The sequence below is a fragment of the Caulobacter sp. GW456-12-1-14-TSB4 genome, assembly GCF_059424195.1.
In genome coordinates this window covers 36,366-49,214 of the sequence record NZ_JBWKZF010000013.1, presented here as the reverse complement: position 1 = coordinate 49,214, position 12,849 = coordinate 36,366, and the positions used below count along the sequence as shown (strand labels likewise).

Annotated in this window: 13 protein-coding genes and 1 pseudogene; 10 read left to right on the top strand and 4 right to left on the bottom strand. The window is 66.1% G+C overall.

The genetic code is table 11. The features are described from left to right. Nucleotides 1–77 precede the first annotated feature (77 nt). The 6 genes and pseudogenes from mce to AC07YH_RS13960 all read left to right on the top strand — a co-directional run bounded on the left by mce (nt 78) and on the right by AC07YH_RS13960 (nt 4,378). Complete coding sequence (mce, locus tag AC07YH_RS13985) at nt 78–494, top strand: methylmalonyl-CoA epimerase (RefSeq protein ID WP_099577617.1); 417 nt, start codon at nt 78–80, stop codon at nt 492–494. After that, on the top strand, nt 494–754 hold the full coding sequence (locus AC07YH_RS13980; RefSeq protein WP_494747585.1) for a DUF1467 family protein: 261 nt from the start codon (nt 494–496) through the stop codon (nt 752–754). The genes mce and AC07YH_RS13980 overlap by 1 nt, the downstream gene beginning before the upstream one ends. Before the next feature lie 48 nt (nt 755–802). Continuing rightward, a pseudogene (locus AC07YH_RS13975) lies at nt 803–1,124 on the top strand (hypothetical protein). Further along, complete coding sequence (proS, locus tag AC07YH_RS13970; protein WP_494747584.1) at nt 1,091–2,419, top strand: proline--tRNA ligase; 1,329 nt, start codon at nt 1,091–1,093, stop codon at nt 2,417–2,419. Before AC07YH_RS13975 ends, proS begins: the two are co-directional and overlap by 34 nt. Further along, nucleotides 2,419–3,699, top strand: coding sequence for a lipoprotein-releasing ABC transporter permease subunit (locus AC07YH_RS13965; protein WP_494747583.1), 1,281 nt, complete (start codon nt 2,419–2,421; stop codon nt 3,697–3,699). Before proS ends, AC07YH_RS13965 begins: the two co-directional genes overlap by 1 nt. After that, nucleotides 3,692–4,378 carry an ABC transporter ATP-binding protein gene (locus AC07YH_RS13960; RefSeq protein ID WP_494747582.1) on the top strand — a complete coding sequence of 229 codons (687 nt, stop codon included), beginning with the start codon at nt 3,692–3,694 and terminating at the stop codon, nt 4,376–4,378. Before AC07YH_RS13965 ends, AC07YH_RS13960 begins: the two co-directional genes overlap by 8 nt. Here AC07YH_RS13960 and AC07YH_RS13955 read toward each other — a convergent pair whose 3' ends face one another. Beyond that, nucleotides 4,379–5,494 carry a hypothetical protein gene (locus AC07YH_RS13955; protein WP_494747581.1) on the bottom strand — a complete coding sequence of 372 codons (1,116 nt, stop codon included), beginning with the start codon at nt 5,492–5,494 and terminating at the stop codon, nt 4,379–4,381. A 157-nt stretch (nt 5,495–5,651) separates the two neighbouring features. Beyond that, nucleotides 5,652–6,611: a nucleoside hydrolase gene (locus AC07YH_RS13950; RefSeq protein ID WP_494747664.1), complete on the bottom strand. Its 960-nt coding sequence runs from the start codon at nt 6,609–6,611 to the stop codon at nt 5,652–5,654. A gap of 168 nt (nt 6,612–6,779) precedes the next feature. On the opposite strand from AC07YH_RS13950, the gene sidA reads away from it, so the two are divergent. From sidA to AC07YH_RS13930, 4 genes are all read left to right on the top strand, one after another. Beyond that, complete coding sequence (gene sidA, locus AC07YH_RS13945) at nt 6,780–6,869, top strand: cell division inhibitor SidA (protein ID WP_099577629.1); 90 nt, start codon at nt 6,780–6,782, stop codon at nt 6,867–6,869. A 29-nt stretch (nt 6,870–6,898) separates the two neighbouring features. Next, the gene (dnaE, locus tag AC07YH_RS13940; protein WP_494747580.1) at nt 6,899–10,330 is read left to right on the top strand and encodes a DNA polymerase III subunit alpha; all 3,432 of its coding nucleotides are present in this window, start codon (nt 6,899–6,901) and stop codon (nt 10,328–10,330) included. A 116-nt stretch (nt 10,331–10,446) separates the two neighbouring features. Continuing rightward, nucleotides 10,447–10,797 (top strand): GFA family protein, encoded by a 351-nt coding sequence (locus tag AC07YH_RS13935; protein WP_494747579.1) that lies wholly within the window; start codon nt 10,447–10,449, stop codon nt 10,795–10,797. A gap of 438 nt (nt 10,798–11,235) precedes the next feature. After that, nucleotides 11,236–11,484 carry a hypothetical protein gene (locus AC07YH_RS13930; protein ID WP_494747578.1) on the top strand — a complete coding sequence of 83 codons (249 nt, stop codon included), beginning with the start codon at nt 11,236–11,238 and terminating at the stop codon, nt 11,482–11,484. A gap of 19 nt (nt 11,485–11,503) precedes the next feature. Here the strand turns inward: AC07YH_RS13930 and AC07YH_RS13925 are convergent, their stop codons facing one another. Together AC07YH_RS13925 and AC07YH_RS13920 are read right to left on the bottom strand one after the other, a co-directional pair. Continuing rightward, nucleotides 11,504–11,728: a hypothetical protein gene (locus tag AC07YH_RS13925; protein WP_494747577.1), complete on the bottom strand. Its 225-nt coding sequence runs from the start codon at nt 11,726–11,728 to the stop codon at nt 11,504–11,506. 137 nt (nt 11,729–11,865) lie between these two features. Then, nucleotides 11,866–12,516 (bottom strand): haloacid dehalogenase-like hydrolase, encoded by a 651-nt coding sequence (locus AC07YH_RS13920; protein WP_494747576.1) that lies wholly within the window; start codon nt 12,514–12,516, stop codon nt 11,866–11,868. Nucleotides 12,517–12,849 lie beyond the last annotated feature (333 nt).

Sequence of the window (12,849 nt, the reverse complement as noted above, 5' to 3'; positions counted from 1 at the left end):
GCCCGTATCTTCCCGCGATGAAGCCCTGGTGCTAGGCCCAAGCCAACGACCAGAGAAGCAGAGCGGGAGTTTCCAGGATGATCGGCAAGCTCAATCACGTCGGCGTCGCCACGCCCTCGATCGACGACTCGGTGAAGATGTACCGTGACCTCTTGGGCGCGACCTCGGTGACCGAGAAGTGGGCGATGCCGGAGCAGGGCGTCTGGGTCTGCTTCGTCAACCTGCCCAACAGTCAGATCGAGCTGATCGAGCCCTACGGCGAGAGCTCGCCGATCCACGGCTTCCTGGCCAAGAACCCGAAGGGTGGCCAGCACCACATTTGCTTCGAGGTCGAGAACATCTACGAAGCGCGCGATGATCTGGTGGCCAAGGGCGCGACCGTGCTGGGCGAGCCCCGCATCGGCGCTCATGGCACCATGATCATCTTCGTCCACCCCAAGGACATGGGCGGCCTGCTGGTCGAGCTCATGGAAACCCCCAAGGATGCTCACTGATGAGCCCGATCACCTGGTTCGCGATCTACCTGACCATCTGGTGGACGGTGCTGTTCGCCGTCCTGCCGCTGGGTTCGCGCAGCTACCACGAGGCCGGGATCAAGCCGCCGGGCGGCGGGGATCCGGGCGCGCCGATCAATCCGAACCTGAAGCGCAAGTTCATCACCACGACCTGGGTCTCGGCCGTCGTGTTCGTGCTGCTGTTCCTGGTGATCCACTTCAACCTGATCAACTTGCCCGATCTGCCGGACTGGAAGTGACGACGACGCAGGCGTGCGGATGCACAAGCCTTGGGCGCGGGTTGAGCAATCTGCCTTCAATCGCCCAAGCCTTGGGCGAACGGCCTCATTGTTAGCGCTTCCCTCGCAGGATCGTGCCCCAACACATGTTCGGTTGGTAAGGTGACTTCAGGAGATCGGCCTTGCCGGTCTCGCTCTGTGGCGTCTTCCCCGACGATGACTTGAAAGGCCGCGCGGCGATCCGCGCGGCCTCTCTTTTATTCAGCGTCGGAGCCTTACTTTAGCCTCGCGCGTTGCCAAGCTGTCGGGGGAGGGGCTATCTCAGGCCCTTCTCGAATTCCCGGAGTTTCCACGCGCATGCGCTTGTCGCGCTATTTCCTGCCGGTGCTGAAGGAAGCACCGTCCGACGCCCAGATCGTCTCGCACCAGCTGATGCTTCGCGCCGGCATGATCCGCCAAGAGGCCGCGGGCATTTATGCCTGGCTGCCACTGGGCTTCCGCGTGCTGAAGAAGGTCGAGCAGATCGTCCGCGAGGAAATGGATCGCGCCGGCGCCATCGAGCTGCTGATGCCAACGCTCCAGCTGGCCGACCTGTGGCGCGAGTCGGGCCGCTACGACGCCTATGGCCCGGAGATGCTGCGCATCACCGACCGCCACGAGCGCGAGCTGCTGTACGGGCCCACCAACGAGGAAATGATCACCGAGATCTTCCGCGGTTCGGTGCGCAGCTACCGTGACCTGCCCAAGAACCTCTACCACGTGCAGTGGAAGTTCCGCGACGAGACCCGCCCGCGCTTCGGCGTGATGCGCGGCCGCGAGTTCCTGATGAAGGACGCCTACAGCTTCGACCTCGACGCCGAGGGCGCGCGCAAGGCCTACAACCGCATGTTCGTGGCCTATCTGAACCTGTTCGAGCGCATGGGCCTGAAGGCCGTGCCGATGCGCGCCGACACCGGCCCGATCGGCGGCGATCTCAGCCACGAGTTCATCGTCCTGGCCGAGACGGGCGAAAGCGCCGTCTTCTGCCACAAGGACCTGGTCGAGATGCCGGCCCCTGGTCCGGACGTCGACTGGTACGGCGACCTGCAGCCGCTGGTGAACCAGCGCACGGCGCTGTACGCCGCGACCGAGGAAATGCACGACGAAGCCGCCTTCGGCGCGCTGCCGGAAGGCGACCGCCTGTCGGCGCGCGGCATCGAGGTCGGCCACATCTTCTCGTTCGGCACCAAGTACTCCGAGCCGATGAAGGCCGTGGTCACCGGTCCGGACGGCAAGGACGTGCCGGTGCAGATGGGCAGCTACGGCGTCGGCGTCTCGCGCCTGCTGGGCGCGATCATCGAGGCCAGCCACGACGACGCCGGCATCATCTGGCCGGAAGGCGTCGCGCCGTTCGACGTCGGCATCGTCAACATGCGCCAGGGCGACGCGGCCTGCGACGCGGCCTGTGAGACGGCCTATGCCGCGCTCAAGGCCGCCGGCAAGGACGTGCTCTACGACGACACGGATGCTCGTGGCGGCGCCAAGTTCGCCACCATGGACCTGATCGGTCTGCCCTGGCAGCTGGTCGTCGGTCCCAAGGGCATCGCCGAGGGCGTGGTCGAGATCAAGAACCGCAAGACGGGTGAGCGCCACACCGCCTCGCTGGAATCGGTCCTCGACGGCCTGACCAAGAGCAAGACCGCCTGATGCCAGACGTCCGCGCCGCCGGTCCCTTCAGTCGCTGGGAGCGCTCTGTCGCCGCCCGGTATCTGTTCGCCAAGCGCAAGAACGGCGGCGTGGCGCTGATCGCGGTCATCTCGTTCTGCGCGGTGATGCTGGCGGTCTTCGCCCTCATCACCGTGATGAGCGTCATGAACGGCTTCCGGGCCGAGCTGCTGGGCCGGATCGTCGGCTTCAACGGCCACCTCTACGCCCAGTCGCCGCTGATCAATGGCCCCGACCGCGACACCATCATCCGTCGCATCAAGGCCGCGCCAGGCGTGACCCAGGCCGCGCCGATGGTCGAGGCCCAGGCCATGGTCATCGGCCCGACGCAAGTGACCGGCGCCATCGTACGCGGGGTGACCACCAATGATCTGCGGCACATGTCGCTGATCGCCAGCAACATCAAGAAAGGCTCGCTACAGGGCTTCGGCCAAGGCGAGTACGGCGGCGACATCGTCCTGATCGGCGATCGCATGGCCCAGACCCTGGGCGTGCAGCCGGGCGACCCGATCACCCTGATCTCGCCCTCGGGCCCGGCCACGGCCTTCGGCTCCTCGACCCGCGAGAAGAACTACATCGTCGGCGGCCTGTTCAGCGTGGGCATGAGCCAGTTCGACGAGGCCTTCATCTACATGCCGCTTGAGCAGGCCCAGCTGTTCTTCGGCCGCGACACCTCGGTCGACTATGTCGAGATCAAGGTCGATGACCCCGACAAGGCCAAGGACTACAAGCACGACGTCGAGGTCGCCTCCGGCCCCGGCGCCGTCGTCAGCGACTGGCAGGACAAGAACCACAGCTACTTCACCGCGCTCCAGGTCGAGCGGAAGGTGATGCGGCTGATCCTGTTCTGCATCGTCGCCATCGCCACCCTGAACATCATCTCCAGCCTGGTCATGCTGGTGAAGAACAAGGGCAAGGACATTGCCATCCTGCGCACCATGGGCGCCAGCCAGGGCGCGGTGCTGCGGATTTTCGTCATGGCCGGCGCATCGATCGGCGTGGCCGGCACCCTGTGCGGCCTGGCTTTGGGCGTGGTGTTCTGCGCCTACATCACCCCGATCCAGAACTTCGTCGAATGGGTCAGCGGCACGGCCGTATTCAGTGCCGACGTCTACATGCTCTCGCACATCCCCGCGAAGATCGACTGGACCGAGGTCGGCGGTATCGTCGCGATGTCGGCCCTGATGAGCATCCTGGCGACCCTGCCGCCGGCCCTGCGCGCCTCGCGCCTCGATCCGGTGGAGGCGCTTCGCTATGAGTGATCCTATCCTGGCCCTGCGCGGGGTCGAGCGTGTCTACAAGACCGAGGCCGGCCCGCTGCCCGTGCTGCGCGGTGTCGATATCGACGTCTATCCGGGTGAGGTCGTCGGCCTGATCGGCCCCTCGGGTTCGGGCAAGTCGTCGCTGCTGCACTCGGCGGGTCTGCTGGAGCACCCCGACGCGGGGCTCGTGGCCCTGGAAGGTCGCGACTGCTCCAAGCTCTCCGAGCGCGCCCGCACCCGCATCCGCCTCGGCACCGTTGGCTTCGTCTACCAGTTCCACCACCTGCTGCCCGAGTTCTCGGCCCTCGAGAACGTGGCCATGCCCCTGACCATCGCCGGCAAGAGCCGCCGCGAGGCCGAGGCGCGGGCCAAGGAACTGCTGGAAGGCTTGGGCCTGGGTCATCGCATGACCCACCAGCCGGCCCAGATGTCCGGCGGCGAACAGCAGCGCGTGGCCATCGCCCGGGCGCTCGCCAATCGTCCCAAGCTGCTGCTGGCCGACGAGCCGACCGGCAACCTCGATCCGGCCACGTCTTCGGCGGTGTTCCAGGCCCTGTACCAGACCTGCCGTGAGCAGGGCGTCGCGGCCGTGATCGCCACGCACAACATGGAGCTGGCGCGCTACATGGACCGCGTGGTCGCCCTCAAGGACGGGCACTTGGAAGCGCAGAGCTTCTAGCTAGAACTGGTGGCGGAAGGCCGTCTGCAGGACCGTCTGGTCCTGAGCGGGCGCGAGGCCCAGCCGTGCGCGGTCGCGGCGAAAGCTGTCGATGTAGAGCGCCTCGACCACGATCTGGGCGTTGGGCCTTAAGTCCCAGCGATAGGCCGCCAACGCCGACCACCCGTGCTCGGCGTTGTTGTCGGTGGCCTTGTTGGTCCGATCGCTCGTCGAGAACCGGTCGTAGCGCACGGTCGCCGAACCCGGCCCCAGCGCCTTGGTCGCCGAGGCATAGGCCGCGTCGAATCCCATGTCGGCCCAGACGCCTTGGGCGTTCGAATAGCCCATCAGGGTCTCGCCAGTCATGATCTGGGCTTTCACCGCGACGGCGTCGAGGTCCAGCCGCATCCCCAGGTTCCAGAACCGCGTCTCCCACGACCATTCGCGGCGGTCATCGACGCTGGTCCGATCGCCTTCGTTCTCGTAGCGGAAGAGATCGAAGACCAGCCGCGACGACGGCTGCCACGCGATTCGGCCGTAGTAGCCGATCCGCCCGTCGATCTCGGCCAGCGGCGTGGTCGACGGCGCCTGGCGCGCGGCCATGCGCGGGCTCAGCGGCGGCAGCGGGAAGCGGCCGAACACGGGCGACTTCAGATCGTGCAGCGCCCAGCCGCGGAAAGTCAGTTCAGTGCCCGAGGTGTCGCCATGCGTAAAGCCGCCGGCCGTCAGGCTGAAGGTCTGGCCGGCGATCGTGCGCCGAACCGTGGCCTCGACGCCGACGACCTTGGCCTCTTCAGCCACCCAGCTGTTGATCGCCGACGGTGTGATGGTGTCGGACACGGACCAGTCGAGACCATCATGCTCCAGCGAGATCGGCGGATAGAAGACCCCGGCCCGCGCCGACAGCCGCAGAGCCGAACCCGGTCGCGATCGATAGGCCAGATAGCCTTCGCCCAGATCGACCAGATGGCGCTGTCCATCCTGGCTCTCGCCGACGACGACCGCCGAAAGGGTGTCGGTGAAGCGCGGGTTCCAGACCAGGGCCGCTTCGCCCAGGCGCACACCCTGGTGGCCGTCGCCGAACCGGGCCTTGCCTACGGCCCCATCGACCCACGACGTCTCGCCGTCGGCGGCCACGAGGCGCAGATCGATCAGACCGGAAATCGTGTCGCGCGAGAAAAGGTCAGCCTGCGCGTGCGCCGCGCCAGCACTTGCTAAGCTTAGCCACATAACCAGCCATGATGCGGCGTTTCGTCCCATGCCCGAAATCTGCGGGCAAGCGCCTACGATGAGGTTAAAGCAGCGCGGTCTTCATGGCGGCGAAGAAACCGGCCTGGTCGATCTTCTTGATGATCCTTGCGTTGGGTAGTCGACGTTTGAGCGCGGGATCCGCGATCTCGATATCGGGCAGGATCGAGTGCGAGACGCTCAGATAGCCGCGCGTCAGCTCGCCCATGGTCTCGACATCGACCATGCAGTCCTCGGCGTCCAGGATCAGGCGCTCATCCAGGGCGACGGCGCAGGTCAGGGCGTCCGGATGCAGGCTGCCGTCCAGCCCCTCCGTCTCGCGGGCAAAGGCGAGAGAAGCGCGGTTCACGTCGGTGAAGAACCGGGCCTTGTCGGTACCCAGGGCCTCCAGCTCGGCCAGCTGCTGCGTGCTCCACAGGCCATCCTGCAAGGTCAGGGTCCAGGTGGCGATCGACAGGTTGAAGCCGGCGTTGACGACGATCTTGGCCGCCTCCGGATCGACATAGAAATTATACTCGGCCGCTGGCGTGACATTGCCGACGCCATTGTCCGTGCCACCCATGACCCACAGGTGTTTCAGCGCCTTGGCGATGCGCGGCTCGCGCAGGTAGGCGAGGGCGATGTTGGTCAGCGGAGCCTGGGCGATCAGGGTGATCTCGCCGGGCGCGGCCATGATCCGACGGACCAGCTCGTCGACCGCGTGGCCGTCGGCGGGGCGTTGGGCTGTTTTGGCGAACCCGCTGTCGCTCATGCCGTCGTGGCCGAAGACATAGGCCGCGTCGAGCGGCGCGCGGGTGAACGGCGCCTGGGCGCCCAGATAGACCGGGACCTCTCCCGCGCGCCCGCAGCGTTCCAGCGTCACCAGCGCGTTCTCGGCGTGCTGGACGAAGCCGACATTGCCGTGGGCGATCGTGATCGCCTCGACCGTGACGCCGGGGCGGGTGAGGGCGAGCATCAGCGAGAAGACGTCGTCGCCGGCGGTGTCGGTGTCGATGATCAGGCGCATGGGCTCGATCTGAACCGATCCGCGCGCCTTGGCCATATCGATTATCGCTGCGGCGAGCGGCCTATCGAGTGACTCGGCTCAAGAAAATGCGGTGGAACGTCGCGGAACATCTTGTGAACAGAACAAAAGCGGAATATGGAACAAAACAAGAAATCTGTGGAGGCTCCTATGATCCGTATCGCCCGTGAGTCTTTGGCCCTTGTGTCGGTCGCCAGCTTCGTCTGGATGATGTGTACGGTCGCCAATCTGGTGGCCTGAGTCTTTTGGTCGTGTAGCGGAGGTCGGTCATGGCGGACGGGGAAGGGCAAGGTTTCGTCCACCTGCGGGTCCGATCGGCCTATTCGCTGCTGGAAGGCGCCATCAAGGCTGATCAGATCGGCAAGCTGGCCGCGGGCGTGGGTATGCCGGCCGCCGGAATCGCCGACCGGGCCAACCTGTTCGGGGCGCTTGAATATTCGTCCTACGCCAAGGACGCGGGGGTCCAGCCGATCATTGGCTGCGCCATTCCGATCACCGGCATCGGCGGCGGTCCGACCGAGCGTTGGGCCCGGGCCCCGACGATCATGCTGCTGGCCCAGAACGAACGGGGCTATCTGAACCTCTCGGAACTGTCGTCGATCGCCTATCTCGACAGCGCCGAACTGCCCGAGCCGATCGTGCCCTGGGCCAAGGTCGTCGAATACAGCGAGGGCCTGATCCTGCTGTCGGGCGGCACCGACGGTCCGGTGGATGCGCTGTTCGCCGCCGGCAAGACAGCCGAGGCCTCGGCGGCCCTGGCCGAGATGCAGCGGGTGTTCGGCGACCGCTTCTATGTCGAGCTGCAGCGCCATGGCTTGCCCAAGCAGGCGGCGGCTGAGCCGGGTCTGGTCAACTGGGCTTACGAACACGACGCGCCGCTGGTCGCCACCAACGACGTCTATTTCGCCAAGGAAAACTTCTACGACGCCCACGACGCGTTGCTCTGCATCTCCGACGGTTCGTTCGTCGGTCAGGACGAGCGCCGCCGCGTCACGCCCGAGCACTGGTTCAAGCCGGCGGCGGACATGCGCAAGCTGTTCTCCGATCTGCCGGAAGCCTGCGACAACACCCTCGATATCGCCCGCCGCTGCGCGTTCATGGTGCACAAGCGCGACCCCATCCTGCCCAGCTTCCCGACCGGCGACGGCCGCAACGAGGCCGAGGAGCTGCGCCACCAGGCGCGCGAGGGTCTGAAGGCGCGCTTCGTGAGCCTGACCCTGTCGGCGCCCGAGGAGGAGTACTGGAAGCGGCTCGAGTTTGAGCTGAACATCATCGAGAAGATGGGTTTCCCCGGCTACTTCCTGATCGTGTCGGACTTCATCAAATGGGGGAAGAACAAGGGCATCCCCGTTGGTCCGGGGCGCGGTTCGGGCGCCGGTTCGCTGGTCGCCTGGGTGCTGACCATCACCGACCTCGACCCGCTGCGCTTTGGCCTGCTGTTCGAGCGCTTCCTCAATCCCGAGCGGGTCTCGATGCCCGACTTCGACGTCGACTTCTGCCAGGAGCGACGCGAAGAGGTGATCGTCTACGTGCAGGAGAAGTACGGCCGCGACCGCGTGGCCCAGATCATCACCTTCGGTTCGCTGCAGGCGCGCGCCGTGCTGCGCGACGTCGGCCGGGTGATGCAGCTGCCGCTGGGTCTGGTCGACCGTCTCTGCAAGATGGTGCCCAACAACCCGGCCGCGCCGGTGACCCTGGCCCAGGCCATCGACCTTGAGCCACGCCTCAAGCAGGCCAAGAAGGAAGACGCCAACGTCTCGGCCTGTCTGGACGTGGCCCTGCAGCTGGAAGGCCTGTTCCGCAACGCCTCGACCCACGCCGCCGGCGTGGTGATCGGCGACCGGCCGCTGACCCAGCTGACCCCGCTTTACAAGGATCCGCGTTCGGACCTGCCGGCCACCCAGTTCAACATGAAGTGGGTCGAGAGCGCCGGTCTGGTGAAGTTCGACTTCCTGGGCCTGAAGACCCTGACCGTGCTGGACCGCGCGGTGAAGCACCTGAAGAAGCGTGGCTTCGAGATCGATCTGGGCAAGCTGGCCTTCGACGACACCAAGACCTACGAGCTGCTCGCCTCCGGTCAGACGGTCGGCGTGTTCCAGCTGGAAAGCCAGGGCATGCGGGACACGCTGCGCAAGATGCGCTGCGGCTCGATCGAGGAGATCACCGCGCTGATCTCACTCTATCGCCCGGGCCCGATGGATAACATCGACACCTTCGTCGACTGTAAGTTCGGCCGAAAACCCGTCGACACCCTGCACCCGTCGCTGGAGACGGTGCTGAAGGAGACCTACGGCGTCATCGTCTACCAGGAACAGGTGATGCAGATCGCCCAGATCCTGGCGGGCTACAGCCTGGGCGAGGCCGACCTTCTGCGTCGCGCCATGGGTAAGAAGAAGAAGGAGGAGATGGATCTCCAGAAGATCCGTTTCGTCTCCGGGGCCAAGGAAAAGAACGTCCCCGAGGAACAGTCGGGCTCGATCTTCGAACTGGTGGCCAAGTTCGCCGGCTACGGCTTCAACAAGTCGCACGCTGCCGCCTACGCCTTCATCTCGTATCAGACGGCCTGGCTGAAGGCGAACACGCCGGTCGAGTTCTTCGCCGCCTCGATGAGCCTCGACTTGTCGAACACCGACAAGCTGGCGGTCTTTCACCAGGACGCTCGCAAGTTCGAGATCAATGTCCGGGCCCCGGACGTCAATGTCTCGGGCGCCGACTTCGAGGTCGAGAACGGCGAGGTGCTCTACGCCCTCGGCGCCATCCGCAACGTCGGCCTGGAGGCCATGAAGCACCTGGTGGCGATCCGCGAAGAGGGCGGGCCGTTCCGCGACATCTTCGACTTCGTCGAGCGGATCGACCCCAAGCAGGTCAACAAGCGCGCCATCGAAAACCTGGCCCGGGCCGGGGCCTTCGACCAGATTCACAAGAACCGCGCCCAGATCGTGGCGTCCGCGGATGTGCTGATCGCCCACGCCCAGAGCTGCCACGCCGACCGTCAGGGCGGGCAGGGCGGTCTCTTCGGCTCGGATCCGGGCGCTGGCCGTCCGCGCCTGGCCAAGACCGAGAACTGGAACCAGGTCGATCTGCTGGACGAAGAGCTGTCGGCCGTCGGCTTCTACCTGACCGGTCACCCGCTGGAAGACGTGGTCGGCATGCTACGCCGCAAGCGCGTGGCCCTGGTGACCGAGGCCATGGCCCAGGCCGAGGCCGGCATGGAGGCCCTGCGCATGTGCGGCGTCGTCCGCCGCCGCCAGGAGCGCGCTTCGCAGAGCGGCGAGAAGTTCGCCTTCGTGTCGCTGTCGGATCCGTCCGGCGAATATGAGGTGCTGTTCCCACCTGAAAGCTTGCGCAAGTGCCGCGATGTTCTGGAGCCCGGCAAGGCCGTGGTCATCAAGGTCCGCGCCAAGGCCCGCGACGGCGAGGTGCGCTTCTTCGGCGATGACGCCGAGCCGATCGAGAAGGCCATCGAGAACGTCGTGGCCGGCCTGCGCGTCCATCTTTCACCGTCGGCGACCGAGATCGAGGCGCTGAGGCGTCGGCTCGAACCCGCCCAAGGCCAGAAAGGCGGGGAGGTGACCTTCGTCGCCGCTATCGGCGGCGGGCGTGAGATCGAACTGCGTCTGCCGGGGCGCTACACGCTGGATGCGGCGCTGCGCGGAGCGCTGAAGACCGCTCCGGGCGTGGCGTTGTTGGAAGATGTTTAGGAATATATTCCTATTTCACTAGCGGCGGAGACGGAGGGATGCGAACCCTCGATACCAGCCGCGGAGGCAAAGACGTTAGATCAGAGCCCATAGGGTCGGATGTCAGGAGAGAGCCGATGGCCAGGCATGAAGGTGGTTGCCAGTGCAGGCGCGTGCGCTATGCGGTCGATGTGTCACTGGACAATGTGATCAGCTGCAACTGCTCGCGGTGCGGCAAACTGGGCGCGATCATGGCCTTCGCGCCGGAGAGCGCTTTCCAACTCCAGAGCGGCCAGGACGCCCTGACGGAGTACCAGTTCAATACCCACAAGATCTCGCACCTGTTCTGCGAGACGTGCGGCATCCAGTCGTTCGGCCTGGGCGCGGCCCCGAACGGGGACAAGATGGCGGCGATCAATGTCCGCTGCCTGGACGGCGTCGATGTCTTCGCCCTGAAGCCGCAGCAGGTTGACGGCCAGTCCTTCTAGGGGGGCGCTCAAACAAGCGCGACCTTGGCGTCCGGAAAGTCGAATTTGGGCGAGCGCCGCCGTACCCAAGCCGATTGGCGCCGGTCGTGGTGGTTTCGCGACGCCATGACGATCCATTCCCGACTGAAGCTCCAGGTTCGAGGACGCGGGGCAGTGAAAGCGAGCGCCTCGGATCAGGCCGCGTTGACCTTCTGCCGTCAAACGCGGCCTGGCCCGTCGATCGTCGGGTTTGAGGGGGTATCGAGATTCAACGCCGGTGCGTTCCGATCGCGCCTCGCGATGACGAGAGTCGTACGCCCACCGCTCTTCGCGCACGTCGGGAGAGCTGGTTCTTGAGGCAGCGTTGCTGGAATGGCGCCGATATGGTCCAGGTCCACACGCGACGCGCGGGCGTTGACGTGCGCTGGCCCAGCGTGGGGCCTGGGTGTGGAGGTGTTCATGGAATGGCGCGACGTCCATATCGGGTTCGAAGGCGATGACCTTCTGATCGGCGGCTTGCAGGTCTGGAAAGAGACGTGGCGGCCGTTGAACCAGGAGCCCCTGGAGTTGCCGCATCCCGCCTATCGCCATCAGCGGCATCTCTATTTTCTCTACCAGATTGGCGTCGGCGCGGAGGCGCGGACGTTCGCGGTGAGCGAGTTGTCGAACGGCGTCTGGGGTTTCTACGTTCCGGTGGCGACCGCCTGAGGGGGCAACCGTCGCGCGATCAGCCATGGTCCGCCTGGGCGATCGCGATCGCGACTATGAACTCGCCGCTCGCCGCCGCCGTGGCGAGCAAGGCAAGGCCAATGAGCCTGACCTTCCAGCTGACCGTTGGCCGCGCGCTGTTCAGCGCGACAAGCGCGATCATTGGGACAAGCGGTAACGGAGCCCAGAGAGCCGCGTCTGGCAGGCCCGTGCCGTAGAGATTTCCGGAGATCAGCAGCGCCAAGACCGCCGCGATCACGCCCGCCAGCGCGCCTGAGCCGGTGCAGAGCAAGAGCCAACGAACTTGGAGCGTTGCGCCAGGAGTCATGACTGAAAGTGCGGACCCTGGAGGTTATTTGCAATGCGAGCTGCACCGCCTGATCACCAGGCCGCGGCCCGGCCATTCTCCAGTCCCGCCCGGAACAGCCGGCGTTCGGCCCTCTTGCCGCCTTTGACGATCACCGGCGTTTCCGCACCGCGCAGGAGCGGCAGATCATCGAGGCTGTCGGTGTAGGCATAGGCCCAGCGCGCGCCGTGGCCGGCTTCCGCGAGCGCCTGGCATTTGCGCTGGTTGCGACAGTGGATGTCGGCGACCCAGCCGCCGCCCCGGCGCTTCAGGGAGGTGCCGATCACCTGGATCGGATGGCCCAACGGCCGGATCAGCGCCTCGGCCAGGATGGCGGGCGCGGCGGTGACCACCACGACCCGGTCGCCGGCGTCCAGATGGCTCTCCAGGGCCGCGAGGCCGCCGGCGCGCCAGGCGAGGGCGCTGTCGCCCGCCCGGAAGTCCTTTCCGAACCGCGCGCACGATTCGCGCAGGGCCCGCTCACCAAGACCCACGGTGGCGATCCACAGCAGGATCGAGGCGCCGAGCCGGCGCGTGCGCGGGATGATCACCAGGGGCGCGGCGATCGGAGCCGCCGCCAGGACCGCCAGGGCGCGCACGGGCGAGCGCTTGACGCGCCCCCAGAGCCAAAGGCCCGTGGAATCACCGTCCAGCAACGTTCCGTCCAGATCGAAGACCGCGAGCATAAGACGTCCTCCAGCTATGCCGTGGTAACGACGTCGCCAGATCGAGCGGGCCACATCAGTATGTCGGAATGGCGACAGCCTTCCCGTCCCCCTGTGGAACGTCGGTGGACAGCCCTGGGTTTCGGGGGATGGATCTTGCGATCGACGGTCCGGCGGCGGATCAACCGTGCCGGCGATGCGTCCGATCGCGTCGGGGGCTTGCTTTTTCTCCGCTGAGAGACTATCTGCGCGGCCATTCCACACGTGGACGTTCGGTTGCACCGGGGAGACATCCCGGCGTCGCCGTTCCGGTCCCGCTCCAGAATGGTCTGGAACGGGGGTGTCCGCGGAGGT

Coding starts and splice junctions, on each gene's coding strand:
- mce (WP_099577617.1), top strand. CDS start 78: ATGATCGGCAAGCTCAATCACGTCGGCGTCGCCACGCCCTCGATCGAC.
- sidA (WP_099577629.1), top strand. CDS start 6,780: ATGATCCGTATCGCCCGTGAGTCTTTGGCCCTTGTGTCGGTCGCCAGC.
- AC07YH_RS13960 (WP_494747582.1), top strand. CDS start 3,692: ATGAGTGATCCTATCCTGGCCCTGCGCGGGGTCGAGCGTGTCTACAAG.
- AC07YH_RS13980 (WP_494747585.1), top strand. CDS start 494: ATGAGCCCGATCACCTGGTTCGCGATCTACCTGACCATCTGGTGGACG.
- AC07YH_RS13920 (WP_494747576.1), bottom strand. CDS start 12,516: ATGCTCGCGGTCTTCGATCTGGACGGAACGTTGCTGGACGGTGATTCC.
- AC07YH_RS13930 (WP_494747578.1), top strand. CDS start 11,236: ATGGAATGGCGCGACGTCCATATCGGGTTCGAAGGCGATGACCTTCTG.
- AC07YH_RS13935 (WP_494747579.1), top strand. CDS start 10,447: ATGGCCAGGCATGAAGGTGGTTGCCAGTGCAGGCGCGTGCGCTATGCG.
- AC07YH_RS13950 (WP_494747664.1), bottom strand. CDS start 6,611: ATGCGCCTGATCATCGACACCGACACCGCCGGCGACGACGTCTTCTCG.
- proS (WP_494747584.1), top strand. CDS start 1,091: ATGCGCTTGTCGCGCTATTTCCTGCCGGTGCTGAAGGAAGCACCGTCC.
- dnaE (WP_494747580.1), top strand. CDS start 6,899: ATGGCGGACGGGGAAGGGCAAGGTTTCGTCCACCTGCGGGTCCGATCG.
- AC07YH_RS13965 (WP_494747583.1), top strand. CDS start 2,419: ATGCCAGACGTCCGCGCCGCCGGTCCCTTCAGTCGCTGGGAGCGCTCT.